The organism is Sinorhizobium chiapasense (assembly GCF_045277575.1).
Taxonomy (GTDB): Bacteria; Pseudomonadota; Alphaproteobacteria; order Rhizobiales; family Rhizobiaceae; genus Ensifer; species Ensifer chiapasense_A.
This window is the reverse complement of the sequence record NZ_CP144206.1, coordinates 2,441,852-2,465,847: the sequence shown is the minus strand read 5'-3', so window position 1 is coordinate 2,465,847 and position 23,996 is coordinate 2,441,852. Positions and strand designations below refer to the sequence as shown.

At 62.6% G+C, this 23,996-nt stretch carries 21 protein-coding genes and 2 pseudogenes; 9 read left to right on the top strand and 14 right to left on the bottom strand.

Features of this window, described 5'->3' with window-relative positions:
• The first annotated feature begins 20 nt into the window (after positions 1–20).
• The 4 genes from QM996_RS30240 to QM996_RS30225 all read left to right on the top strand — a co-directional run bounded on the left by QM996_RS30240 (position 21) and on the right by QM996_RS30225 (position 5,202).
• Positions 21–1,631 carry an ABC transporter substrate-binding protein gene (locus QM996_RS30240; RefSeq protein WP_334197482.1) on the top strand — a complete coding sequence of 537 codons (1,611 nt, stop codon included), beginning with the start codon at positions 21–23 and terminating at the stop codon, positions 1,629–1,631.
• A 119-nt stretch (positions 1,632–1,750) separates the two neighbouring features.
• Positions 1,751–2,701, top strand: a complete 951-nt coding sequence (locus QM996_RS30235; RefSeq protein WP_334197481.1) for an ABC transporter permease — start codon at positions 1,751–1,753, stop codon at positions 2,699–2,701.
• Positions 2,698–3,546, top strand: a complete 849-nt coding sequence (locus QM996_RS30230; RefSeq protein WP_500270439.1) for an ABC transporter permease — start codon at positions 2,698–2,700, stop codon at positions 3,544–3,546. Before QM996_RS30235 ends, QM996_RS30230 begins: the two co-directional genes overlap by 4 nt.
• Complete coding sequence (locus QM996_RS30225) at positions 3,547–5,202, top strand: ABC transporter ATP-binding protein (protein ID WP_334197479.1); 1,656 nt, start codon at positions 3,547–3,549, stop codon at positions 5,200–5,202.
• 87 nt (positions 5,203–5,289) lie between these two features.
• Here the strand turns inward: QM996_RS30225 and QM996_RS30220 are convergent, their stop codons facing one another.
• Complete coding sequence (locus QM996_RS30220; RefSeq protein WP_112597145.1) at positions 5,290–5,766, bottom strand: Lrp/AsnC family transcriptional regulator; 477 nt, start codon at positions 5,764–5,766, stop codon at positions 5,290–5,292.
• A 246-nt stretch (positions 5,767–6,012) separates the two neighbouring features.
• Here QM996_RS30220 and QM996_RS30215 point away from each other — a divergent pair, with 246 nt between their 5' ends.
• Positions 6,013–7,338, top strand: coding sequence for an NAD(P)/FAD-dependent oxidoreductase (locus tag QM996_RS30215; RefSeq protein ID WP_334197478.1), 1,326 nt, complete (start codon positions 6,013–6,015; stop codon positions 7,336–7,338).
• Between the two features lie 50 nt (positions 7,339–7,388).
• On the top strand, positions 7,389–8,303 hold the full coding sequence (locus tag QM996_RS30210) for a LysR family transcriptional regulator (protein ID WP_334197477.1): 915 nt from the start codon (positions 7,389–7,391) through the stop codon (positions 8,301–8,303).
• A gap of 10 nt (positions 8,304–8,313) precedes the next feature.
• On the opposite strand, the gene QM996_RS30205 is transcribed toward QM996_RS30210, so the two are convergent.
• Genes QM996_RS30205 through QM996_RS30190 form a run of 4 tightly spaced genes read right to left on the bottom strand, consistent with a single transcriptional unit; the run spans position 8,314 to position 14,068 of the window.
• Complete coding sequence (locus QM996_RS30205) at positions 8,314–9,678, bottom strand: FAD/NAD(P)-dependent oxidoreductase (RefSeq protein ID WP_334198720.1); 1,365 nt, start codon at positions 9,676–9,678, stop codon at positions 8,314–8,316.
• Positions 9,678–9,962, bottom strand: coding sequence for a (2Fe-2S)-binding protein (locus QM996_RS30200; protein ID WP_500270438.1), 285 nt, complete (start codon positions 9,960–9,962; stop codon positions 9,678–9,680). Before QM996_RS30200 ends, QM996_RS30205 begins: the two co-directional genes overlap by 1 nt.
• A 35-nt stretch (positions 9,963–9,997) precedes the next feature.
• Positions 9,998–11,986 carry a hydantoinase B/oxoprolinase family protein gene (locus QM996_RS30195; protein ID WP_334197475.1) on the bottom strand — a complete coding sequence of 663 codons (1,989 nt, stop codon included), beginning with the start codon at positions 11,984–11,986 and terminating at the stop codon, positions 9,998–10,000.
• A gap of 6 nt (positions 11,987–11,992) precedes the next feature.
• Positions 11,993–14,068 (bottom strand): hydantoinase/oxoprolinase family protein, encoded by a 2,076-nt coding sequence (locus QM996_RS30190; RefSeq protein WP_334198719.1) that lies wholly within the window; start codon positions 14,066–14,068, stop codon positions 11,993–11,995.
• 220 nt (positions 14,069–14,288) lie between these two features.
• Between QM996_RS30190 and QM996_RS30185 the strand changes: the two genes are divergently transcribed.
• Positions 14,289–15,413 (top strand): NAD(P)/FAD-dependent oxidoreductase, encoded by a 1,125-nt coding sequence (locus tag QM996_RS30185; protein ID WP_334197474.1) that lies wholly within the window; start codon positions 14,289–14,291, stop codon positions 15,411–15,413.
• A gap of 613 nt (positions 15,414–16,026) precedes the next feature.
• On the opposite strand, the gene QM996_RS30180 is transcribed toward QM996_RS30185, so the two are convergent.
• Both QM996_RS30180 and QM996_RS30175 read right to left on the bottom strand, forming a co-directional pair.
• Positions 16,027–16,173 carry a DUF1127 domain-containing protein gene (locus QM996_RS30180; RefSeq protein ID WP_334197473.1) on the bottom strand — a complete coding sequence of 49 codons (147 nt, stop codon included), beginning with the start codon at positions 16,171–16,173 and terminating at the stop codon, positions 16,027–16,029.
• A gap of 187 nt (positions 16,174–16,360) precedes the next feature.
• Positions 16,361–16,720 (bottom strand): annotated as a pseudogene (locus tag QM996_RS30175) (class II aldolase/adducin family protein); the annotation flags it as partial.
• Here QM996_RS30175 and QM996_RS30170 point away from each other — a divergent pair.
• Positions 16,601–16,858, top strand: coding sequence for a hypothetical protein (locus tag QM996_RS30170; protein ID WP_500270437.1), 258 nt, complete (start codon positions 16,601–16,603; stop codon positions 16,856–16,858). The pseudogene QM996_RS30175 and the gene QM996_RS30170 sit on opposite strands and share 120 nt — an antisense overlap.
• Positions 16,859–17,073: 215 nt before the next feature.
• On the opposite strand, the gene QM996_RS30165 is transcribed toward QM996_RS30170, so the two are convergent.
• Together QM996_RS30165 and QM996_RS30160 are read right to left on the bottom strand one after the other, a co-directional pair.
• A complete protein-coding gene (locus tag QM996_RS30165; RefSeq protein WP_500270436.1) occupies positions 17,074–17,316 on the bottom strand; it encodes a GNAT family N-acetyltransferase in 243 nt (80 codons plus the stop codon).
• Positions 17,313–17,510 carry a hypothetical protein gene (locus QM996_RS30160; protein WP_334197472.1) on the bottom strand — a complete coding sequence of 66 codons (198 nt, stop codon included), beginning with the start codon at positions 17,508–17,510 and terminating at the stop codon, positions 17,313–17,315. Before QM996_RS30160 ends, QM996_RS30165 begins: the two co-directional genes overlap by 4 nt.
• A gap of 120 nt (positions 17,511–17,630) precedes the next feature.
• Here QM996_RS30160 and QM996_RS30155 point away from each other — a divergent pair.
• A pseudogene (locus QM996_RS30155) lies at positions 17,631–17,868 on the top strand (IS66 family transposase zinc-finger binding domain-containing protein); the annotation flags it as partial.
• 107 nt (positions 17,869–17,975) lie between these two features.
• On the opposite strand, the gene QM996_RS30150 reads toward QM996_RS30155, so the two are convergent.
• The 5 genes from QM996_RS30150 to QM996_RS30130 all read right to left on the bottom strand — a co-directional run bounded on the left by QM996_RS30150 (position 17,976) and on the right by QM996_RS30130 (position 23,995).
• On the bottom strand, positions 17,976–18,296 hold the full coding sequence (locus QM996_RS30150) for an alcohol dehydrogenase catalytic domain-containing protein (protein WP_500270435.1): 321 nt from the start codon (positions 18,294–18,296) through the stop codon (positions 17,976–17,978).
• A gap of 19 nt (positions 18,297–18,315) precedes the next feature.
• Entirely contained in the window at positions 18,316–19,395 is a 1,080-nt protein-coding gene (locus tag QM996_RS30145; RefSeq protein ID WP_334197471.1) for a quaternary amine ABC transporter ATP-binding protein, read from the bottom strand.
• A complete protein-coding gene (locus QM996_RS30140; RefSeq protein ID WP_334197470.1) occupies positions 19,388–20,275 on the bottom strand; it encodes an ABC transporter permease in 888 nt (295 codons plus the stop codon). The genes QM996_RS30145 and QM996_RS30140 overlap by 8 nt, the downstream gene beginning before the upstream one ends.
• Before the next feature lie 88 nt (positions 20,276–20,363).
• Positions 20,364–21,365: an ABC transporter substrate-binding protein gene (locus QM996_RS30135; protein WP_334197469.1), complete on the bottom strand. Its 1,002-nt coding sequence runs from the start codon at positions 21,363–21,365 to the stop codon at positions 20,364–20,366.
• Positions 21,366–21,481: 116 nt separating this feature from the next.
• Positions 21,482–23,995: a CoA transferase gene (locus QM996_RS30130; RefSeq protein WP_334197468.1), complete on the bottom strand. Its 2,514-nt coding sequence runs from the start codon at positions 23,993–23,995 to the stop codon at positions 21,482–21,484.
• Position 23,996: the final 1 nt, after the last annotated feature.

Sequence of the window (23,996 nt, the reverse complement as noted above, 5' to 3'; positions counted from 1 at the left end):
AGCAAAAAAAGGGGAATGAAATGAACGACAAGATCACGAACTGGACCGCATCTGACGATGCCATGGTCGAGAATGCCATTCGCCGGGGCGCAACCCGCCGCGAGCTGCTGACGATGCTGTTGGCGGGGGGCGTTGCGCTTTCAGCGGGCGGCCTGGTCCTGGGGCGCGCGACCAACGCAGTGGCTGCCACCCCCAAATCGGGCGGGAACCTGAAGGCGGCAGGCTGGTCGTCGTCCACCGCCGATACGCTCGACCCGGCCAAGGCCTCGCTGTCGACCGACTATGTCCGTTGCTGCGCACTCTACAATCGCCTCACGTTCCTCGATCAGGGCGGCACCGTGCAGATGGAACTCGCCGAGAGCATCAAGAGCGGCGACGCCAAGGTCTGGACCGTCAAGCTCCGCTCCGGCGTCACCTTCCACGACGGCAAATCCCTGTCATCGAGTGACGTCGTCTTCTCGCTCAAGCGGCATCTGGATCCGGCCGTCGGCTCCAAGGTCAATGCGATCGCCAAGCAGATCACCGACGTCAAGGCCCTCGATCCGCTTACGGTCGAGATCACGCTGGCCAATCCGAACGCCGACCTGCCGACCATCCTGGCCATGCACCACTTCATGATCGTCGCGGACGGCACGACTGACTTTTCCAAGGGCATCGGCACCGGCGCGTTCAAGATGGAAACCTTCGAGCCTGGCGTCAAATCGATCTTCAGCAAGAATCCCAACTACTTCAAGGCCGGCGGCCCGCACGTCGACTCGTTCGAGTTCTTCGCCATTACCGACGACAATGCGCGCATCAACGCCCTGCTTTCCGGCGACATCCATCTGGCAGCCTCGATCAAGCCACGCTCGATGAAGCTGGTCGAAAGTCAGCCCGGCTTTGCATTGTCGCAGACGACTTCGGGCAACTATACCGACCTGAACATCCGTCTCGACCTCGCCCCGGGCGACAAGGCCGATTTCGTCATGGGCATGAAGCATCTGATCAACCGCCAGCAGATCCAGAAATCCGTGCTGCGCGGTCTGGCAGAGATCGCAAACGACCAGCCGGTCCCTTCGGCCAGCGTCTATCACAATGCGGAACTCAAGCCGAAAGCCTTCGACCCGGAAAAAGCGAAGTTCCATTTCCAGAAGTCCGGCCTGCTTGGCCAGTCGATCCCGATGATCACGTCGGAGGCGCCGACGTCGGCGGTGGAGATGGCGACGATCGTCCAGCAGTCTGGCGCTGAGATCGGCATGAACTTCGACGTGCAGCGCGTTCCCTCCGACGGCTACTGGTCGAACTACTGGCTCAAGGCACCGGTCCACTTCGGCAACATCAACCCGCGGCCGACGCCGGATATCCTGTTTTCGCTGCTCTACGCCTCCAACGCACCGTGGAATGAAAGCCAGTACAAGTCGGAAAAATTCGATAAGATGCTGGTGGAAGCGCGTGGCCTTCTCGATGAGGCCAAGCGAAAGGAAATCTACGGCCAGATGCAGGTCATGATTTCCGAGGAAGCCGGCACCGTCATCCCGGTCTTCATCTCGAACGTGGATGCGATCTCGGCGAACCTGAAGGGCCTCGAAGCCAATCCGCTCGGCGGCATGATGGGCTATGCGTTTGCTGAATACGTCTGGCTCGACGCCTGAGGCCGATCATCGGCGGCAGGGCATGTCTTTCCTGCCGCCGAAGCTACGCCTGACAGCACCCTCCGCCTTGTCCGCGGACGTTGCCGGCGATTTCCAATTCTTCAGGCAGGGAAACCATATTGCGCACTTATGTCCTCGGACTCATCGCCAACAGGCTCGGTAGTTCCGCCCTAACGCTGCTGATCGTTTCCTTCGCGGTTTTCTTCGCCACGGCGATGCTACCCGGCGACACCGCAACGATCCTGCTTGGCCAGGCCGCGACACCGGAAGCCGTTGCCGGCCTCAGGGCCGCAATGCATCTCGACGAGCCTGCCTTTATGCGTTTTGCGCGATGGCTGGTCGGCCTGCTGCACGGAGATCTGGGAACGTCCTATGTCAACAATGTCCCTGTCGCAGACCTGATCGGCACGCGCTTCGTCAACACGATGCGTCTTGCAGGCATCACGACCCTTTTTGCCGTGCCGCTGTCGCTTGCTCTCGGCATCACCGCTGCCATGTTTCGCGGCTCCGTCTACGACCGCGTCGTGACTGTGCTCACAATCGGCATCATTTCGGTTCCCGAATTCATGATCGCGACCTCGGCAGTGCTGCTGTTTTCCGTCTATCTCAAATGGCTGCCGGCGCTGTCTTTCGCCAGCGACGCGACGTCCTTCGCGCAGGTGTTGAAGATCTACGCCATGCCGGTAATCACCTTGACCTTCGTCGTCTCCGCCCAGATGATCCGGATGACCCGCGCCGCCGTCATCGACACGATCAACACGCCCTACGTGGAGGCGGCAATCCTCAAGGGCGCATCACGCTGGCGGGCAGTCCTGCTGCATGCCCTGCCGAACGCGGTCGGCCCGATCGCCAATGCGATCGCGCTGTCCCTCTCCTACCTGGTCGGCGGCGTCATCATCGTCGAGACCATCTTCAACTATCCAGGCATAGCGAAGCTCATGGTCGACGGCGTCTCCACGCGTGATCTGCCGCTGATCCAGTCCTGCGCCATCATCTTCTGCGTCGGCTATCTCACGCTCATCACCTTCGCCGACATCGTTGCAATCCTGGCCAATCCGAGGGTGCGTTGACCATGACCACATCCACCGCCCTGTCACGCAGACCGAGCTACCGGTTCAGCTGGGTTGGAATGATCGGCCTTTCGATCATTCTCTTTTGGGCGATCGTCGCCCTCCTGGCACCCCATATCGTCCCTTATCCCGTCGGCGAAATCGTCGACGAGGACTATTTCGGCCCGATGAGCGGCAAGCTCCTGCTCGGTTCCGACTATCTGGGCCGTGATATGCTGTCACGCATCATCATGGGCGCCCGCTACACCGTCGGCATCTCGCTTGCCGCAGTCTGCCTCGCATGTTTCAGCGGCGCAGCGCTCGGCATGGCGGCCGCTGTCATCGGCGGCTGGTTCGATACGGTGCTGAGCCGCCTGCTCGATGCGCTCAACTCCATTCCGAGCAAGCTTTCCGGTCTGGTGATCGCCGCCGCCGTGGGCTCGTCGCTCAGCGTTCTGGTCGCCATGCTGGCGGTGATCTACACGCCCGGCGCCTATCGCTTCGCCAGATCGCTCGCCGTCAACGTCAACACGATGGACTACATTACCGTCGCCCGCACCCGCGGCGAGGGCATCTCCTACATCGTCTTTTCAGAAATCCTGCCGAACATCATCGGCCCGCTGCTCGCCGATTTCGGTATCCGCTTCGTGTTCATCGTCCTGCTTCTCTCCGGGCTTTCCTTCCTCGGCCTCGGCGTGCAGCCGCCATATGCTGATTGGGGCGCGCTGGTTCACGAGAATATCGGCGGCCTGCCGTTTGGCGCACCTGCCGTGATCGTCCCCTCACTGGCGATTGCGAGCCTCACGATCAGCGTCAACCTGCTGATCGACAATCTGCCGAAGAAGATCCGTGATCGGAGCGCCTGAATGGAAAATCTCGTTGAAATCCGTGACCTGAAGGTGGAGGCAACCACAGACGCCGGACGCCGCCTCGAGATCATCAAGGGCATCGATCTCGACATAGCGCCTGGCGAGATCGTCGCCCTGATCGGGGAAAGCGGATCGGGGAAGACAACGATCGCCTTGACGATCATGGGCTATGCCCGCCCTGGATGCAGAATATCGGGCGGCAGTGTCACGGTCGCGGGCAAGAACATGGTGGCGCTGAGCGAGCACCAGCGCGCGCAGGTCCGCGGCCTGGAGGTCTCCTATGTGCCGCAGTCGGCCGCTGCAGCCTTCAATCCCTCCAAACGCATCATAGACCAGGTTGTCGAGGTCACCCGCATCCATCGCCTGATGCCGCTCTCGCAAGCCAGAGAGAAGGCCATATCACTGTTCAGGGCGTTGTCGCTGCCGGATCCCGAAGGGATCGGCAACCGCTATCCCCATCAGGTTTCCGGCGGCCAGTTGCAACGCCTCGCCGCCGCAATGGCGCTGATTGCCGATCCGAAGCTGGTCATCTTCGACGAGCCGACCACTGCGCTCGACGTGACGACCCAGATCGAGGTGCTGCGCGCGTTCAAGGCCGTGATGAAGAAAAGCGGCAGTGCAGGCGTCTATGTGTCGCACGATCTCGCAGTCGTGGCCCAGATCGCGGACCGCATCGTCGTGCTGCGCGGTGGCGAGGTCCAGGAGGTCGGGGACACCGCCGACATCTTGTCAAACGCCAGGCATCCCTATACGCGCGAGCTGCTTTCGGCCTTTGAACCCAAGGCGCGTGGCGACAGCGTCGTTGCCGTGGCAGAAAACAGACCACTCCTCCAGGTGAGCGGTCTGATCGCCGGCTACGGCCCCATTCAGGCCGATGGCCTGCCGCTCGTCAAAGCCGTGCAGGAGGCAAGTCTATCCCTGGAAAGAGGTCGCAACCTCGGAATTATCGGCGAATCCGGCTGCGGCAAGTCCACGCTTGCGCGCTCGATTGCCGGTATCCTGCCTGCATCCGCCGGAAAACTGACCCTCGACGGACGCGAACTCGCCCGATCTGCCCGACAAAGGAGCCGGGAACAGCTGCGGGAGTTGCAGATCGTCTTTCAACATGCGGACACCTCGCTCAATCCTGCCAAGTCAATCGAGGAGATTCTCGGTCGTCCGCTCAAGTTCTATCATGGCATGAAGGGCAAGGCCCGGGATGCGCGGATCGACGAACTGCTGGACATGGTCCAGCTGCCGAAATCCCTTCGCAGCCGCACGCCGGCCGAGCTCTCAGGTGGCCAGAAGCAGCGGGTCAACTTCGCGCGGGCTCTCGCAGCCGAGCCGAAGCTGATCGTCTGCGACGAGATCACCTCGGCCCTCGACACGGTCGTGGCGGCCGCAGTCATCGATCTGCTGAAGGAGATGCAGCGGGAACTCTCGCTGTCCTACATCTTCATCAGCCACGATCTCTCGGTCGTCGAAGCCATCTGCGACGAGATCGTCGTGATGTACAACGGTCGCAAGGTCGAGGAAATCACCCCCGCACGCTCGAAGGTTCCGCAGCACCCCTATTCGCAACTGCTGTTTTCATCCGTTCCGAAGCTCGACCCGAGCTGGCTCGACAGCCTGGAACGCGACCCCGAACTCGTCAAAAACTATGTGCATGGTTGAGCGGGAGTCCGCCGTGTCGCAACAGAACGATGCGTCGGCGTAGGCAGAAAATAGGCTTTCGGCCGACGCCGCAGGCGACCCGACCGGCTATACCATGAACAAGCTGGTGAGCGGCATGTGCGCCTTGACGATGGGTGACTTCAGGACGACGAAGCTGAAATACTTATCGATACCGATGTCCATGTCGGTCAGCCGCTCCATGATCGTCTGATATTCGCCGATGCCGGCGGTGACGAATTTGAGCATGTAGTCGTACCCACCCGACACCAGATGGCACTCGATCACCTGATCGACTTTTTCGACCGCCGCAAGAAAGCGCGCGAAGTCGATCTGTCGGTGATTTTTCAGCGTGACCTCGGTGAAGACGGTCAGTGTCTGGCCAAGCTTGCCGATGTTGATCTGGGCCGAATACCCTTCAATGTAGCCCTCCTGCTGGAGCTTCTTGACGCGCATCAGGCAGGGGCTGGGCGACAGATTGACCAGTTCGGCGAGTTCGACATTGGTGATGCGGCCGTTCTTTTGAAGTTCGTAGAGGATCTTGATGTCGATGCGGTCGAGCTTCATATGCTGACACCTCCTGCGGCGGCCGGCGGCTTGCAGCATTTTATGCCGCAGATATTTCGAATTGACTTTAACACTCTGGCTTTCCTTGTCTATTTCATTCTGCGTACGAACGACCGGCACAATACGCTGGATCATCGGCCACCAGCGGAATCTTGTGCTGTCCCACGAGCGTGTGCGGCAACCTCCGCGCGGCCGCCACCACTATGCTGAAGCCTGAACCAGGTCACGCCCCAGGAGGCTGAATTCATGCCAGCACCGCTCGCACTCGTGGAAACCGACGCCGGATCGCCGCAGGCTGCGGATGCGGTCATCATCGGCGCCGGTATCGTCGGCGTCTTCGCGGCCTACTACCTGGCCAGGCGAGGCCTGAAGGTGGCGCTCGTCGAGAAGGGCCGCGTCGGTGCCGAGCAGTCGAGCCGCAATTGGGGATGGTGCCGCCAGCAAAACCGTGACGCGCGCGAGCTTCCGATGGCGACCAGGAGCCTGGACCTCTGGGAGAGGTTCGCCGCCGAGAGCGGCGAGGATACAGGCTTCCGGCGTTGCGGCCTGCTCTACCTGAGCGACAATGAGGAAGAGTTGGCTGGATGGGCCCGTTGGAGGGACTTTGCCCGCACGGTGGGCGTGACCACCTGCATGCTCGACAGCACCAAGGCCAGCGAGCGCGGCAAGGCGACCGGCCGCGCCTGGAAGGGCGGCGTCTTCTCGCCGACCGACGGTACCGCCGATCCGGCCAATGCCGCGCCGGCGGTGGCCCGGGCCATTGCGAAGCTGGGCGGCACGGTGCACCAGAACTGCGCCGCACGCGGCATCGAACTGGAAGGCGGCAAGCTTTCGGCAGTCGTGACGGAGCATGGCACGATCAGAACGAAGATCGCCGTTCTCGCCGGCGGAGCCTGGGCCTCGTCCTTCTGCCGCCAGCTCGGCATCCGTTTTCCGCAGGCCTCAGTGCGCTCCTCGATCCTGTCGGTCGAGCCGGGCGCAGGCGATCTGCCTGATGCCCTTCACACGGCCCGCGTTTCGGTGACCAGGAGGGGTGACGGCGGCCATACGTTGGCCATCAGCGGGCGGGGGCGGGTCGATCCCACGGCCCAGAACATGCGCTTCGCCGGCCAGTTCCTGCCGATGTTCATGCGCCGTTGGCGCAGCTTGTCGCCGGGAGGCCTAGAGGGCATCCGCAGTGGCCATGAAAGCCTGGTCGGCTGGCGCCTCGACCGTCCGACGCCCATGGAGCAGATGCGCATCCTCGATCCGGCCTTCGACCGCAGGACGATCAGGCTGACGCATCAGCGCGCCATCGAGCTTCTCCCTTCGCTCGGCGGGCGCCGCATCACGGCAAGCTGGGCCGGATATATCGATTCGACCCCCGACGGCGTGCCGGCCATCGGAGAGGTGGCAACCGTTCCGGGCTTCATCCTGGCCGCCGGCTTCAGCGGCCATGGTTTCGGTATCGGCCCCGGCGCGGGTCATCTGATCGCCGACATCGTCACCGCTACCGCCCCGATCGTCGATCCGGAGCCCTACCATCCCAAGCGCTTCCAAGCATCCGCCTGGGGCAAAGTGGCGGACTTCTGATTTCCGGTCGATAAACTAGGCTCTGCCATTGAGAACCATAGGACGTCCGAATGCAGGCACGGCAACTCGAGGTCTTTTGCATGCTGATGCGGAACGGGACGGTGACCGGCGCTGCTGCCATGCTCAACATATCGCAGCCGGCGCTCAGCCAAATCCTGCTGCATGCCGAAGACCAGCTGGGTTTCAAGCTGTTCAACCGGGTCCGCGGCAAGCTGATCCCGACCCGGGAGGCCGAAGAGCTCTATCCGGAATGCGAGCGGATCTTTTCCGAACTCAGCGCCCTTCGCAGACGCACCACGGACATGCGTTTCGGCCGCACCGGGCTGATCCGGGTGGCGGCTTCGGCACCGCCGGCGATGTCGATCGTTCCTAAGGCGCTCCTCTCGTTCCGCGCGTCCCATCCCGATATCATCGTGCGTTCGCTGATCGCCCCGCTGGTCAACATCGTTGACATGATTCGCGACGGCGACTCGCCGCTCGGCCTCGTGATGAACAACAAGCCCCGTACGGGCATCGATGTGGAGACACTCGGGTATACCGACTTGGTCTGCATCGTCCCCGAACAACATCCGCTGGCCGAACTGCAGCAGATCTCCTTTGCCGACCTCCAGAACGAGACGTTGATATCATACCGCGCCGGCACCTTGCCCGGGCGACTGCTGGTCGCCGCGGCAGCCGCGGAGAAGCAGATATTCAACCCGGCAATCGAGATCGACATCTCCATCACCGCCCTTCCCTTCGTGCGCGACGGCTTTGGCGTGGCGATCGTCGACGGCCTCCTGCCATGGGAGCAGTTTCCCGGTCTCGTCCGCCGGCCGCTCCAGCAGAAAATTTCCGTCCCGATCGCCTTGCTGACGAGCCGGGACCGCCCGCTGACGGGAAGCCATCTCGCCATGCGCGACGACCTTCGTGCGGCCTGCGTTGCGGTCCTGAATGCGGAAAATTCGGCGCCGAAGGCGTCCTGACGCCACCCGGTCAGGCATCGCGAACCCATGCGCCGATCGGCAATGGCCTCACCGGTGCCTGTTCGCGCAACCGTCCTGCGTCGCAGACTTTGATCCCGGCCTTGCCGGCAATCAACTCGGCGCCGGCGAGCTGGCAGTAGCGCCCCTGGCAGCGCCCCATCCCAACGCGAGCGAGCGACTTGACCCGGTTCGCTTCACCGCCGCCATAGGCGGCGCTCTCGCGCAACTGCCCGGCCGTAACGCCTTCGCAACGGCAGACGATCGTCTCGTCCGCTACGGCGCGGACGGCTTCGGCCGGCCAGGGGAAGGCGCGTGCCATGGCGCGGGCAAAGCGCTCGTAACGATCCAGCCGGCGCAGGTCGGCCGCCACGTCCGGCGACGGCAGGCCCATGTCCGCAAGACACGCTGCCGCCGCAAGCCGACCCGCGACCTCTGCCCCGTCCGCGCCCAGGATCCGCAACCCGTCGCCGGCCAGATAAAGCCCTTCGGCGGCGCGGCCCATCCTGTCGGTGCGCGGCAGCCATTGCGCCCAGTCCCCGTCATAGTCGAAGGTGCAGCCCGCCAGGCCGGCAAGCTGCGTTTCAGCACGCAGATGCCATCCAAGCCCGACCATGTCGCATTCGGTGAAATGCGTCCTGCCGCGCGCGTCACGCCAGCGCATGCCGATCGGCCCGCGTTCGTCCGCTTCGATACCGTCAAGCCTGACACCGGCGTGATAGAGCCGGCCGAGCTTCGCGCGCATGAGCAGGCCACGCAGAACCAGGCCGGGCCGCACCATCATGCCTGCAAGCCCAGCCATCTGGTCACCAAGCGAGGATGTATCAAGGATTGCAGCGATTTCCGCGCCGGCCTTGAGCAACTGGGTCGCGACCAGGGTCAGAAGCGGGCCGGATCCGGCCAGAACGATGCGGCGGCCGAGCGCGGCACCCTGGGCCTTCAGAGCGATCTGCGTGGCCCCGAGGCTGTAGACGCCGGGCGCCTGCCAGCCGGGAACCGGTGCCAGCCGGTCCATGGCACCGGTGGCAAGCATGAGGCGGTCGTAGGCGATCTCCTTGCGGCCGCCGGGGGCCAGCACCTGCAGGAGGTTGCCGGCCAACGCCAGCACCGAGCACTGGGGGTGATAGTCGATCTCGCCAGCGGCGACCATGCGGTCGAACAGCGTGTGAAGGGTCACAGCTTTGCGGGCTTCGGACCCGTAGAGCTTCTCGGGTGGCCGCGTGAACCCTTCCGGCGGCCTGCGGTAGATCTGGCCCCCGGCCTTCATGCCCTCGTCGATCACCACCGGCCTGATGCCGGCATTCACCAGCGTTTCGGCGGCGCGGATGCCGGCCGGACCGGCACCGACGATCACAACGCTTTCCGCGCCGGGCACCATCACTGCCAACCCTCAGGCGGGGTGGTCCGCAGCTGCATGCCATCGGCGATCAGCGTCGAACAGGCGCGAAGCCGCCCACCGTCCTCGCGCCAGATCCAGCAGTCCTGGCAGGCGCCCATCAGACAGAATCCCGCCCGCTGCTCTGGCCCGAACTCCGACTGCCGGACGGCAGGCGCCGAAACCAGCACGGCGGTCAACACCGTATCGCCGGCGAGCGCCGCGCAATCGGCACCGTCCAGCCGGAACCGGACCTGCGGCCTGCCCTGTTCGGCAAGGCGCACCATTCGCCCTGCCTGCCGGGCGGCCTGCGGTCCGGATATCATTCGGCAGCCTCTTTTCTGGCGATCACGGGCTCGGGCATGTCCCTGAAGCGCGCCCGGACATCCGCGAACGCGGCGGCCACGCCCTCGGCTCCCGCACGCCCCTTCATGCGGCGGAAGATCTCCGTCTTGGTGAAGAAGCGCCAGTGGATGGGCAGCCCCTGCAGAATTTCCGTCAACAGGTCATAGGCTGCTGGTGTCCATTGCGCCTCGTAACCCTCGCGCTCGGGACCATAGTGGAAGTGAGAGGAAGATGCCGTGCGGGCGGCCCTGAGTTTCTCGGTTTCCGCCTCGTCCACCGTGCCGTCGCGGATGATGACGCCATAGTCGCGTTCCGCGGCCTCTGGCGAGACATAGCCTCGCGCGACGTCCTGTGCCACGCGCCAGGTCTCGCGCTCGATCGGATTGCCGCGCCCGCCGCCACCGGCGGAGCGGATTTCCAGTACGTCGCCGGGCTGCAGGATCGCGGTGTCGATATTACCGAGGCGCCGGTAGTCGTCGCGGCCGGGATTGAGGACCATGTCCGACAGGCCGGCAGCCTTGCCGCCCAGCGTGCCCCAGGGACGGAAGAAGCTGCGGTCGCGGTTGCGGGCGGTGATGCGGCTGCCGGGCGAAAAGACCCGGAAGGCCATTTCGGTGGCAAGGCCGCCTCGCCAGCGCCCGGCGCCGCCGCTGTCCCTGGCGAGCCCGTATTTGACGAACTCGATTGGCACTTCCGTTTCGGTGATCTCGATCGGTGTGTTCTTGAGATAGGCCGCATCGGCGCCGGAGCCGTTGGTCCCATCGCGATGGGGCATGCCGCCGCCGCCGCCGACCACCGGATTGACGGCGGCGATCACGGTGCGGCCGTTCCGTTCGTCCGTGGTCATCACGTTGACGATGCAGTTGTTGCCCGCAGGCGCTGCCGGCAGCTTCTCCGGGACGGCCTGGTTGAAGGCGCCGAAGATGACCGAACGCAGGCGGGCGCAGGTCAGCGAACGCATGCCGACCGCCGCCGGTGCAATTGGATTCAGCACGCTGCCTTTCGGCGTGATGCAGGAGAAGGGCCGCGTCAGCCCGGTGTTCAGGAGGATCTTCGGGTTCAACGTGTAGAGCACGTAATAGACGCCGACCAGAAGCATGGTGTGGCGCGGATCGCCGCCCGAGGGCACGTTGAGCGAAGAGCCGAGCTGCGGATCCGAACCGGTGAAATCGAGGAGCGCCTCGTCGCCGCGGATCGTCAGCGTCAGCTTCAGTCGGCACGGGTTGGCTTCGACGGAATCCTCGTCGGCATAGTCGACGAATTCCCAGGTCCCGTCCGGCATGGAGCGCAGAAGATCGCGCGCCTGCGCTTCCGCGTGGTCAAGCAGGACTTCGGTGCCTTCCAGGAAGGCCTCCTTGCCGAACTTCTCGACCATGGCGAGGATCTTCCGCTCCCCTGTATTCAGGGCGCCGACCAGAGCTTTCATGTCGCCGATGTTAAGATCGGGCTTGCGAACGTTTGTGGTCATGATCTTCAGGATGTCTTCATCGAAAACACCTTCGTTGACCAGCTTCATCGGCGGGAAGCGGATGCCCTCCTGATGAATTTCGGTCAGTGCCCGCGACAACGACGCCGGCACGGCGCCTCCCATGTCGGTGTTGTGGATATGGCCGCCCGTCCAGGCGATGATCTCCCCCTCGTAGAACACCGGCTTCCACAGATGCGTATCCGGCGCATGCGTCGCGACGAAGCAGGAATAGGGATCGTTCGTGAATGCGACATCCCCGGGCTTGTAGTGGTCGATCATCTCGATCGCCCGGGAGTAGGTCAGCCCCGGATACCACGTAGCCCCCAGCCCCATCGGCACGCCGAAGGTCTCGCCCTTGCGGTTGATCAGCATCACCGTGAAGTCTTCCGTCTCCTTGACGAAGGCGGAATGCGCCGTCCGCTGCAGCGTATAGGCCATGTTTTCGGCGGCAGCCCGCGTGTGGTTGGCGAACACCTGAAGGTTCAAAGGATCGAACATGGGCTGTTACTCCGAGAAGGTGAGGTGCAGGTTGAGGTGACGGTCGACCTCGACATGCGTGCCTGCCGGGATTGCAAAGGTTGTATCTTCCTGGGCAACGACCGCGGGGCCGGCAAAGCGGCTGCCGGGTCGCACGCGATCGCGGCGATAGAGGCCGATCCATTCGAAGGACTTGCCTGTAAAGACCGGGATCTCGCGCTCGGGCTCCAGCGCCTTGCCGCCTTCGCTGGTGTCGGCCGGGAATTCCAGCGCCGGCCCGGCGCCGATTGCCGAAAGGCGCAGGTTGACAATCTCTATCGCTCCATCCGGATCGTGGAAGTCGTAGAGCCGGGCGTGCATGGCGTGGAAGGCTTCTTCGATCGAGCCCAGCATGTTTTCGGCGATCCAGGCCGCCTGGATCGGCACTTCGATCTCGAAGCTCTGGCCGACATAACGCATGTCCGCAGAGACATTCAGTGTCGCGGCACCGGCATGGCCCTGCTTGGAGAGCCAGCCGCGCCCCTCGACCGCAAGCGATTCCAGCGCCTCGCGCAATTGCGGTGCCGCCTCGTCGGAGAGATGGGTAAACACAGTGCGGATGAAGTCGCCGCGCAGGTCGGCTACGAGGCCACCAAGCGCTGACACGACGCCGGGCCGCGGCGGGCCGATGACCTTGGCCATTTTGAACTCGCGGGCAAGGAACGCCCCGAGCATCGGTCCGCCGCCGCCGAACGGCATCAGCGTGAATTCCCGAAGATCTACGCCGGCCCGCGAGGCCAGCTTCTCGACCTCCACGAACATTTCCGAGATGGCGATATCGAGGATGGCCTGGGCGGCCTCCTCTGCCGTGCGGCCGATCTTTTCCGCCAGACGCGTGACCGCCGCGCGGGCCAGCGCGACATCGATCTGCAGCTGTCCATAGGCCATTTGGCTATGACCGAGCCACCCGCAGACGGCCATGGCGTCGGTGACCGTGGCCTCCATACCACCGCGCCCGTAGCAGGCAGGTCCCGGTGTCGAGCCCGCCGATTCCGGTCCGACCCTCAATACGCCCTGCGCATCGACGCTGGCGATCGACCCCCCGCCGATGCCGATCGAGCTGACGGAGACGGACGGAATGTGCAGGGGGAACTCGCCGATCAGTTCGCCGGTGCCGAACTGCGGCTCGCCATCGATGATCAGCGCGAAGTCGGCCGACGTGCCGCCGATGTCGAGGGTCAAGACATGCCTCTCGCCGGCACGACGGGCGAGCCAGGCCGCGCCGATCACGCCGGAGGCGGTACCGGAAAGCAGCATCTGGACGCAGGAACGCTTGCCTTCGTCAGCATTCATTACGCCGCCGTTCGACTTGGTGAGCAGCGCCGGTGCCATCACGCCGCGTGAAAGCAGCTTCTCCTCCAGCGCCGCCAGATAGCCCGAAACGCGCGGATGCACGTAGCCGTTCAGGATGGCCGTGGTTGTCCGCTCATATTCGCGGATAACCGGCCAGACCTCGCAGGAAGTGAAGACGAAGAGCTCGGGAGCGATCCGGGCGATTTCCTGCTTGACCGCCACCTCATGGGCATCATTGCGCCAGGAGTGCAGGAACGAGACAACGATACCGGCAGCGCCGCCGGCCCTCGCCTTTGCAACGGCCGCGGCGACCGCTTCCAGATTCGGTGCTTCCACCTCGCTTCCATCTGCCCGTAGGCGGGCAGGGATGCCGAAGACCATGTCGCGCGCGACAAGCTGGTCTGGTCGGGAGCAAAAAAGCGAGTAGACGTTGGGCATTCTCAGGCGCGCCAACTCGATCACATCCTCAAAGCCCGCATTGGTCAGCAGCCCGAGGGTCACGCCGCGTCGCTGGATGACGGTGTTGATGCCAACGGTGGTGCCGTGGACGAAGCGGGTGACGGTTGCGGGATCGAGACCCTCCCTCTCACCAAGCAGGGTGAGGCCCGTCATCAGCTCGGCACCCGGATCATCCGGGGTCGTCAGAACCTTCAATGAGGCGACGCGCCCCGAACGGGTCTCCAGGGCGCAGAAATCGATGAACGTTCCGCCGATATCGACGCCAATCTTCCAGTCCTGTTGGCCGAGTTCGCTCGCCGCCGACGCTGACATGCTGACCATTCCGGTTCCCTTTCTCCGTGATGCCGGAAAGCTGGCACGAATGGCGCGGCAAGGTCCAAGATCGAAACGGGCAGGAGCCATAAGGACGACTTATGCGGATCGGGTCCGGCCATCCCATAGGCTCGACTTATGGAGGAGGCAAAACCTCGACTTTGACTTCATCCCGTCGGATCGCGCAGGCTGGAAATCAATTCAGCAACGCGGGGAACCGATGGACGCGATCATTCTGGGCGGCGGCCTGATGGGGACCGCTTCCGCATATTTTCTCGCCCGGCGCGGCGTGCGAGTGACGCTGCTTGAACGCAACCGGGTCGGCAGCGGGGCGACGGTCGCATCCTTCGGAAACATCCGTCGGAGCGGCCGCTATATCCCCCAGCTCGGCCTCGCGCGCCGTTCGCTGGCGCTGTGGGGAGAGGCCTCCGGGATGCTGGGCCGGGACGTGGAGTTTCGTGCCACCGGCCACCTGAGGCTGATCTTCAGCCAGGCCGGCCTTGACGAGATGCGCGCCTTCGCCGAGGCGGCCAGGCCGTGGGGCGTCGATCTCGAGGAGCTAGGGCAGAACGAGATCCGCAGCCGCTTTCCGGGCCTTGGCCCTGAAGCGATCGCGGCGTCCTTTTCCCCGAAGGACGGGAGCGGCAATCCCCGGCTGATCGCGCCGGCCTTCGCCGACGCCGCGAGGCGTCTGGGCGCGGAGATCGTCGAGGAAGCGGACGTGACGGCGATCAGGAAGTCCGCCTCCGGCTTCAGGATCGAGACCTCCAGGGGAGCGTACGCTGCGGAGGCAATGCTCAACACGGCGGGAGCCTGGGGCGCCCGCATTGCCGCCCAGTTCGGCGAGAACGTCCCGATCGTCGCCAAAGGTCCGCAGATGGGAGTGACGGAACCGCTTCCCCATCGCATCCTGCCAGTCGTCGGCGTGTGGGCGCATGACCATGGCGGCGGTTACCTGCGTCAGGTCGAGCGCGGCAACATCGTCTTTGGTGGCGGGGCGGAGAGGACCGACGTCTCGCTGGACAGCGGACATGCCAAGGCGGATCCGGCGCGCCTTCCCGGACAACTGCGGGCCTTGCTGCCGATCCTGCCGGCGCTCGCCAATGTCGCCGTGATCCGAACCTGGTCCGGTTGCGAGGGCTATGTCGGCGACGGTCTTCCGGTGATGGGACCCTCCGCCACGACACCGGGCCTCTTCCATGCCTTCGGCTTCTGCGGCCATGGTTTCCAGCTTGGCCCGGGCGTCGGCGACGTAATGGCAGAGGTGATGACCACCGGCGGTACCGACGTCTTTCTCGACGATTTCAGGATCAATCGATTTGAGGCTTTTCCGGGGGATCGCTGACCCTACCTCGGGTTCCGCGCTGCTCTGAGATGACCCGACGCGAACAGCGTCGGCCGGACGCAAAGGCCGATGCAGTACCTTCTATGGCGGCGACGCCCGAGGATTCACGGATTATCCGATCATTCGCGACGAAGCGCTGCCTTCGTGACGTTACGAACCGTGCGGAAATCACGGATGGGTCAAGCACCAACGGTTCGAGAGTTCGCTGGTATATCTGCGTGTCGCGCTGATCTATGTCTTGACCATTCTGGTGGTGGCAGGGTGTAGGGCACTGCCTCGACACGGCTGATAACGTTCCCGGCCAAAACAAAAAGCCTGCCGCGGGAGGAGATGCGGCAGGCTTTCCAACGGAACCGAACAGCGACTGGGAGGAGGAGCGTCGCCGTTCTCGCAGGCGTCCCTGGGAGGAGTAGGTCGCCTGCATTGCGAAGCCATGCGGGAGGAGATGCATTGCTTCGACACCTGAAATGATACACCAATCCCTCACGGTTCCTACGCCTTATGCTGCACCGCAGCTATACCGGAATCGCATGCCTGAAACCTCACTGCGCGCAAGCAAAAACGCCCGCGTCGTCGGCGGGCGTCAAGCAAGTATAAAATCAGGTGCTGTGCGTTAACGCGAGACAGCGGCGCGGGCCACGTTACGAATCTCCGCGCGGTCGATGCCGACATCCTGCAGTTCGCGGTTCGACATCCGATCAAGCTCGTTTACAGTCTGACGGTACTTGCGCCAGTTATTGAAGGAGCGGGCTACGTTCATGACATTCCCCTTTCCTGAGGGTTTGCGACGTCAGCAACCTCTTGGCCCCAGCGTGATTTCGATATTCCGAACATAGTGATTTCAATCGTTTCAAAACAGCGACGATTGCTCATCGCACTCATGCGCAAAGCGCATGGGTGCGCATGGACAATGCTGAAAATAGGCAAAATGACTTGCCGTCACCACTTTACGATCTGTAATCGGGCGACTTGACGTCAAGCCGGCGCTTGAGGCTTTCCAGATGCAACCGTGCGCTTTCCGGATCGCCCTCCCGCATCTGTTTGGCGGTCGCTTTCGCTATCTCGGGATCGACGGGCAGAAGCTGCCGCCCTGTGCTCATCGCCTTCAATTGCACTTCTGCCGCCCGCTCGAGATAATAAAGATCGTCCCAGGCTTCAGCGATGTTCGGCGCGCAGACCATAACGTCATGATTTCTCATAAAGAGAACATCGTTGGCGCCCAGGACACGCGCCAGACGGTCCCCTTCTCCTTCATCAAGGGCCAGGCCGTTATAGTCTGCATCAACCGCGGTGCGACCGTAAAACTCATCGCCCTGACAAAAAAACTAGAACCGGCCGTCCGCGAGCTCGCGGAATTCTTGGAGGCGAACCTGACATTGCTGCATTCACATGAAATCGGCAAGCAACCGCATGGCCAAAATAAGCATGAAGAACGCTACGGATAGCCACGTCAATTGTTTCACTTGCAACGCTCCCACTGGCGCTGAGCTGTTTCTCGGTGAAGCAGGCCAGCTTATAGCGCGACGATCAGGATAAGACGGCGTATCTGTGTGAGGATCGATTACGCATCTCACCGTGATTGTCGCCGTGTACCGAGATCTCGCCACGACGTGAGCTCGGCCATCCAACGGTGTTTTGTAGCGCAACCCTCTGATCCGGCCTACCAAGACGATCTGAACCGTAGAAAACCCGGTAAATCCTCGGATTCTCCCTGCTCTTGTAAGAACGGCCGAATCATCGTTATCGAGGCCATATTTTTGGCGTGGATCATTGCCTCACAACTCCCCGATCCGCGACTGCGCATCTCGTCGAAGATGTTGGTCAGCAGCGCAGAGCCGATGCCTCGTTTTCTGTGCTTAGAATGTACGCCGGCCTGCACCTCCCAGCAGGCGCGGGACGTCATACGAGCGATCGAGAAGCCAGCCAGTTCGGCATTACGTCAGCAACATAGAAGATGATGGACGTCGGGTCAGAAGTGAGTTCATTGAGGTAGCATTCGACAGACGCGATAATAATCTCCGCGCGCTTTTTCGGCGGCGCAATTTCGGCCGGGGTGGTCGTCGTCTCGACGGTCTCGATATTGTTGTCGTCTGCCATGGCTGTTCTCTCTGCAACTATCAGGCTTATTTCCAACGCGGAAAGCGCAGAGTCAATGAGACTCTCCGGTCCACAACAACCCGGCGTCAAAAGACGGCGCCGCTTTTCGGCAGCTTGAGAGCGAACTGCCCGTGCTGCGGTTCGGCCAAGTTAGCGAAGCTGGGTGAAGCCATCACCGAGACGCTGGAGGTAATCCCGCGTCAGTGGAAAGTGATCCAGACCGTGCGCGAGAAGTTCACCTGCCGCGAATGCGAGAAGATCACCCAGCCGCCAGCCCCCTTCCATGTGACGCCGCGGCTTTGCCGGACCGAACCTCTTGGCGATGATCCTGTTCGAGAAGTTCGGTCGGCCTCGGCCGTCCACCCAGTAACGGCAGCGACGCTGTAGCCGCGCGCGGCTAAAAGCATGGTTGCAATACTGCCGACACCACCGCACCGGTTACCACCACCTCTCCGCTATCCGGCATCACACCGTTGCGCTCGAGCGCCATGGCGCGCAGCATCGCCGTGTAGCAACGCCCCAGCCGTTCAGCACCACCCGATCACCCGGCTCAAAGGCGGAATGGGAACTTTCGGCAACGACGCCCGCAAAATCGATCCCAGGCACCATAAGAAGACTGCGCACCACCGGCGAGGCGCCGGTGATCGCAAGAGCGTCCTTGTAATTCAGGGTCGACCACGCGACATCCACCAGCACTTCGCCCTGAGGCAGTCGCGAGGTATCGATCTTCGAAAGACCGGCCTCCTGCCCGCTGTCGGACTTCTCGATCAGGACGGCGTCAAACATCTGAGGTCCAAATTCTTGCCTACGCGACTTTCTTTGCGTTGGGCGTAGAGCAGGCCACTTGCGAATTGACCATGGCGTCAACCGCTTGGGGCAGCGTCAGCACACCTATGGCCTGACCGGCGGCATCGACAACGGCGATCTCATTTTCCCCAGCCAGCGTCATCGCTCTTGCCGCTTCCTCCAACTTCGCGCCGGCAGGCACCGAAGTCTTCAGCTCACGAGCCGAAGTACCCAGCGCAGTGGCGACCGTCTCGACGTTGATGACGCGGGCACGGTTCACTTCCCGAACGAAGCTGGCGATGTAATCGTCAGCGGGATTCATCACGATGTCCTGCCCGGTGCCCTGCTGCACGACTTCCCCATCCCGCAAAATTGCAATGCGATCCCCAAGCCTGAGCGCCTCGTCCAGATCATGGGTGATGAAGACGATCGTCTTCTTTATCTCCTTCTGCAGGTCGAGGAGCACGGTCTGCATATCGACGCGAATGAGCGGGTCCAGCGCAGAAAATGCTTCGTCCATCAGCAGGATCGGCGCATCGTTCGCCAGCGCACGGGCAAGACCGACGCGCTGTTGCATACCACCGGACAACTGATTGGGGTATTTGCTCTCGAAGCCCTTGAGCCCGACACGCTCGATCCATCGCATGGCGCAGTCGACCTGCCGGTTACGAGGTGCCCCTTGTATCTCCAGGCCATAGAGGGTGTTTTCGAGAACGGTGCGGTGGGGGAGAAGCGCAAACTTCTGGAACACCATGGCGGTCTGATGCCGACGGAACTCACGCAACTGCACCGCATCCATCTTGACCACATCCTCGTCGCCGATGATAACCTCACCGGACGTCGGATCGATAAGGCGATTAATGTGGCGGATGAGCGTGGACTTTCCCGATCCCGAAAGCCCCATGATCACCTGAATGCCGCCAGCCGGCATTGAGATGTTGATGTCTCTCAAACCCAGGACATGGCCGTACTTTGTGTTCAATTCCGTCTTCGTGACACCTTGCTCGACAAGTTTGACGCAATCCGCACCATTTGGACCGAAGATTTTGTAGAGCTTTTTGATTTCGATGCCGAAGCCACCAAGTTGCTTGTTACCCATGGACCACCTCCCGGTGCTTTTGAAGGCGTGCGCCGAAGGCCTGACTGACGCGGTCGAAGATGATGGCAATGCCGACGATGGCGAGACCGTTGAAGATGCCGAGCGTGAAATACTGGTTGGAAATCGCCTTCAGCACCGGCTGGCCGAGACCCTGCACGCCGATCATCGAGGCGATGACCACCATGGCGAGCGCCATCATGATCGTCTGGTTAATGCCGGCCATGATGGTGGGGAGCGCAAGCGGCATCTGCACGTTCTTCAGCTTCTGCCAGTTAGAGGACCCGAAGGCATCGGCCGCTTCCAGCACATCCTTGTCGACAAGACGGATGCCGAGATTGGTGAGGCGGATCATTGGCGGAATGGCGTAGATGACGACGGCGATGAGGCCCGGCACCTTGCCGATCCCGAGCAGCATGACGACGGGGATCAGGTAGACGAAGCTCGGCATCGTCTGCATGACGTCCAGCACCGGATTGACGATGCCCTGCACGCGGTCTGATCGCGACATGGCGATACCGATGGGGATACCGACAACGATCGACAGGACTGTGCAGACGAAGATCATCGAGACCGTCTTCATCGTGTCGTCCCACATGTCGAAGTAGCCGATGAGCAGCAGCGTCACGACCGTTCCCGCGACGATCTTCCAGTTGCGGCTGGCGAACCAGGCGACGGCGGCGATCAGAAGCAGGATGATCGGCCAGGGCGTCTTCGTCACGAAGCGTTCCGACCAGATCAGAAAATGCTGTAGCGGCTCGAAAATTGCTTCAAGACCGTCGCCATAGGCACGCGTGAAACCGCGGAACCCTTCGTCGATCGCCTTCTTGAGATCGCGCAAAGACGCATCATCCATGTGCGGAAAGCTGAATAGCCAATCCAAAATCTATCCTCCTCGATAACGGCAAGCGCATCCTTTGACGCGCTGTTCGTTGCCGGCGCGATACGCGCCAACGACGTCTTGAACGAGATCAGAGCGCCGCCTTGATCTTCTCGGCTGCCTCAGGCGTCACCCATTCCGTCCACATGGCTTCGTTCTCTTCGAGGAAGTGCTTTGCGCCGTCGTCGCCGCTTGCCTGATTGTCGGTCATCCAGGCCATCAGCTTGTTGACCGTGTCGTTGCTCCAGGCGCGCTTGTTGAGGTAGCCCATGACGTCCTCGCCGGCGCGCTCGGAGAACGCCTTGGTCACGAGCGTCTGGACCGTATCCTTCGGCCAGTCGTTCTTCTTTGGGTCCGGGCAATCCGCAACCGTGTTGCAGCGCTTCCACTCGGCCGCATCGTAGGGTACGCCATGCTCGACCTTGACCATCTCGTACTTGCCGAGAAGCGCGGTCGGTGCCCAGTAGTAGCCAACCCAGCCCTCCTTACGCTCGTAGGCCTTGGCAATCGAGCCGTCGAGACCGGCAGCCGAACCGGTATCGACCAGCGTGAAGTTCGCCGCCTCAGCGCCGTAGGCCTTGTAGAGTTGGCTGCTCACGACCGTACCGCCCCAGCCCTGCGGGCCATTGTGGATCGCACCCTTCGATTTGTCTTCGGGGTCCGGGAACAGTTCCGGATGCTTGAGGACGTCATCGATCGTCTTGATGTCCGGATGAGCGTCGGCGAGGTACTTCGGAATCCGCCAGCCCTGCACCGCGCCGTCGGTCAGGACGGTCGATGCAACGACGAGCTTTCCGTTTGCAACGCCGGCGTTGACGACATCAGGCAGAAGATCGACCCACCCTTCCGGCGCGATGTCGGGCTGGCCCTTTTCGGTCATCGACGTGATCGTCGGGACCGTATCGCCCTGTATGATTTCGGCGTTGCAACCGTAACCCTCGGTCAGGATAAACTTGTCCAGACTGGCGAGCACTTCCGCGCTCTGCCAGTTCATGCTGGCGATGGTGACGTCGCCGCAATCCGCAGCCTGCGCCGGATTGCCAAAGGTGAGCATCGCTGCTGCAAGGCATGTCGAGGCAAAGAGTTCTTTCATGGCACTTCCTCCCTATGTGCGATGTTGAAGTTCCAAGCCCGTCGACGCCATCGCGTACCTCAGCGGGCCGCGAGCGGCTTCGGTATCCTCCTCAGAACCCGAAGCCGCCGTTCCTGCTAGCTCGGCAGATACTCAGCACTCCAGGTCTCGCTGATCGTACCGGAGGCGATCAGCCGGTCGATCTCGGCGTCGGTGTAGTTCAGGGATCGGAGAACGGCGCGCGTGGACGCTCCGTACTTCTCCGCCGGCGCGACAGCAGTGACCTTGCCGACAGCCGGACGGATGGCGAAGGGATCGAGCTGTGTGACGGTGTGTCCGCTCGGATGGTTCGGGAAGATCGAGAAGGAATAGCTGCCCCGGTCGATCCCCGGCGTGCCGTCGGCAACGCGGGCACTGCGGCTGCGGATCGTCTCGATGTTCTCGCAGAGCGATACGCCGATATCGGCTTCCTGTAGCCGCTGTTGCCAGGTCTCCGCGGGAGCGGTCATAAACGCCCGGACGAGGTAGGCCTCGCGATCGCTTGCCGCCATCTCGACAATCCCCCTCAGACCTTCAACCTTGCCGAAGCGCGGCAGGTCAGTGTCCGAAGCCCACAAGAGAAGGTGATCTCCCGATGCCGTTTCGTAGAGCCGCGAAAGGGCATGATAACCCATGGTTTCGCGGCCGGACGGCTCATCGAAGGGACCGCGCCCCGCGTAGTCATAGCAGAACGGTATCTGCGCGAGGCCGGTCAGCGCCGACAGCGAGGTGCGCGGGCGACCGACGATCCCGGTTCTGGATTTCTGGTAGAGAGCCGCGGCAATGCCGAGCGCCGCACCGAAGCCACACATGACATCGATGGTGCCGACATGGGCGTGTTCCTCTGGCGTTTCCATCGAGCCGCCGAAACGCAGCATGATGCCGGTCGCCGACTGCACAAGGTCGTCATAGCCGAGATAATCGGTGCGCGGGCCGGTGCGCACGCCGCCGAAGCAATCGAGCTGGCAGAAGATCGCCTGCGAATTGAGCGCCTTCAGGCTTTCGGCATCGAGTCCCATCGCCTTGACCTGACGGTCGGTGGCATTCCAGACCACGACATCGACGGAGCGCACCAATTCCTCGAAGACAACGCGGCCATCGGGCGAACCGATATTCAGCAGCACGGACTGCTTGCCACGCATGTGCGACATGCCGAAGATCACGGTGTTCCAGCAATCATAGAGCGGCTTGGCTGGATCGATCTTGATGACCTCCGCGCCGAAGCGGGCGAGATAGGCGACCGAATGCGGGCCGGCGATCACATTGCAGAGATCGAGCACCCTGACGCCATCCAGCCAGCCGCCGGGGGCGTCGGTCGCCGGGACCGGCGAGGAGGGGCGCTCCATGTCTGCAAACATCGCCAGCGCATCCTTGACCGTTCCCCAGCGCCGAGGGTGCGGCGTCAGCATGGCTTCCGCGCTCTCTTGCAGCCACGCCATCGGCCCGGGTTGGATCATGCGGCCGAGGGTCGGATCGTCCACCTCGATCATGAGGCCGGCAGCCTTGGCGTGATCGTCGGCGATCCATTCCTTTAGCCAGCGCTGTGGCGCACCCGGAAACAGCCCTTCCCCGAAGATGCGTTCCCATTCGGCCGCCGTCTTCGTCAGGAAGACCTCCTTCATGCGGGCCGCGATCTTGTCGGCCCAGAATTTCGGGAGCGGATAGACGCCAAGCGAAACGTCCGACGACCATTGCGAGACCGGAAGATAGGTGTCTTCCTCCTCGCGCAGTCCCTCGGCCACCAGCTCATCGTACAGGCCGAGGGCTTGCAGGCAGCGCTTCGCATGGTTCTTATGGCTGGGGCAGACGACGTAGAACATCCGCCCGTCGGCGCACGTATAGCTGCGATAGAAGGGATGGAGGAACTCCTGGAGGTCGTCATAGGACATATCCATCGGCAGGCCCTCGCCGCGCCGGCGCTCGATCTCCCGCTCGCGCTGGGTCTGGTAACGCAACGGATAATCATCGATCAGGATCGAATTGTAGGAGAGGCCCTCCATGACGGCGCTTGCCAGCGGCACTTCGATATGATCGCCGTGCCCGGTGCGCTCGCGCGCCTGAAGCGCCAGCACCGTCGCAGACGCCGCAAGCATTGTGCCGTAGGCGGAAGAGAGCGGCAGCGGCGAGAAAGACGGATTGATGCCCATCAGGACGCGATTGAGTCCCATATCCGTGAAGACACCGGAGGACGCCGCAATTACCGCCTCGAAGGCCCGCCAGTCACGGCGAAGCTGATCGTCGGAGGCAAAACCGGGGATCGACAGGGTGATCAGCTCCGGCCGCGTCTTGCGGAGCGCTGCAAAATCGATTCCGAGTCGGGCGAGCACGCCGGGGCGGAAATTCTCAACAACAATATCGGCCTCGGCAACCAACGCCTTTGCCTGTTCCACCCCCTCCTCTGTCTTGAGGTCGAGGGTGATGATCAGCTTGTTGCGGTTGAGGATGGCATTGGCGGGATTATCCCAAAGCGGGCCACCGGGCGGATCGACATGCACGACCGTCGCGCCAAGATCGCCAAGGATCATGGCGACGGCCGGGCCGGCAATATATTGCCCGAAATCAACCACCCGAACGCCGGAAAGCGGAAGCGCGGAGCGCGCGATCGATGTCATT

What these genes read in the sequence shown, in the direction of transcription:
- QM996_RS30240 (WP_334197482.1), top strand. Translation starts at nt 21, where the DNA reads ATGAACGACAAGATCACGAACTGGACCGCATCTGACGATGCCATGGTC.
- QM996_RS30225 (WP_334197479.1), top strand. Translation starts at nt 3,547, where the DNA reads ATGGAAAATCTCGTTGAAATCCGTGACCTGAAGGTGGAGGCAACCACA.
- QM996_RS30220 (WP_112597145.1), bottom strand. Translation starts at nt 5,766, where the DNA reads ATGAAGCTCGACCGCATCGACATCAAGATCCTCTACGAACTTCAAAAG.
- QM996_RS30215 (WP_334197478.1), top strand. Translation starts at nt 6,013, where the DNA reads ATGCCAGCACCGCTCGCACTCGTGGAAACCGACGCCGGATCGCCGCAG.
- QM996_RS30210 (WP_334197477.1), top strand. Translation starts at nt 7,389, where the DNA reads ATGCAGGCACGGCAACTCGAGGTCTTTTGCATGCTGATGCGGAACGGG.
- QM996_RS30205 (WP_334198720.1), bottom strand. Translation starts at nt 9,678, where the DNA reads ATGGTGCCCGGCGCGGAAAGCGTTGTGATCGTCGGTGCCGGTCCGGCC.
- QM996_RS30200 (WP_500270438.1), bottom strand. Translation starts at nt 9,962, where the DNA reads ATGGTGCGCCTTGCCGAACAGGGCAGGCCGCAGGTCCGGTTCCGGCTG.
- QM996_RS30195 (WP_334197475.1), bottom strand. Translation starts at nt 11,986, where the DNA reads ATGTTCGATCCTTTGAACCTTCAGGTGTTCGCCAACCACACGCGGGCT.
- QM996_RS30190 (WP_334198719.1), bottom strand. Translation starts at nt 14,068, where the DNA reads ATGTCAGCGTCGGCGGCGAGCGAACTCGGCCAACAGGACTGGAAGATT.
- QM996_RS30185 (WP_334197474.1), top strand. Translation starts at nt 14,289, where the DNA reads ATGGACGCGATCATTCTGGGCGGCGGCCTGATGGGGACCGCTTCCGCA.
- QM996_RS30180 (WP_334197473.1), bottom strand. Translation starts at nt 16,173, where the DNA reads ATGAACGTAGCCCGCTCCTTCAATAACTGGCGCAAGTACCGTCAGACT.
- QM996_RS30170 (WP_500270437.1), top strand. Translation starts at nt 16,601, where the DNA reads ATGATTTCTCATAAAGAGAACATCGTTGGCGCCCAGGACACGCGCCAG.
- QM996_RS30165 (WP_500270436.1), bottom strand. Translation starts at nt 17,316, where the DNA reads ATGACGTCCCGCGCCTGCTGGGAGGTGCAGGCCGGCGTACATTCTAAG.
- QM996_RS30160 (WP_334197472.1), bottom strand. Translation starts at nt 17,510, where the DNA reads ATGGCAGACGACAACAATATCGAGACCGTCGAGACGACGACCACCCCG.
- QM996_RS30150 (WP_500270435.1), bottom strand. Translation starts at nt 18,296, where the DNA reads ATGTTTGACGCCGTCCTGATCGAGAAGTCCGACAGCGGGCAGGAGGCC.
- QM996_RS30145 (WP_334197471.1), bottom strand. Translation starts at nt 19,395, where the DNA reads ATGGGTAACAAGCAACTTGGTGGCTTCGGCATCGAAATCAAAAAGCTC.
- QM996_RS30135 (WP_334197469.1), bottom strand. Translation starts at nt 21,365, where the DNA reads ATGAAAGAACTCTTTGCCTCGACATGCCTTGCAGCAGCGATGCTCACC.
- QM996_RS30130 (WP_334197468.1), bottom strand. Translation starts at nt 23,995, where the DNA reads ATGACATCGATCGCGCGCTCCGCGCTTCCGCTTTCCGGCGTTCGGGTG.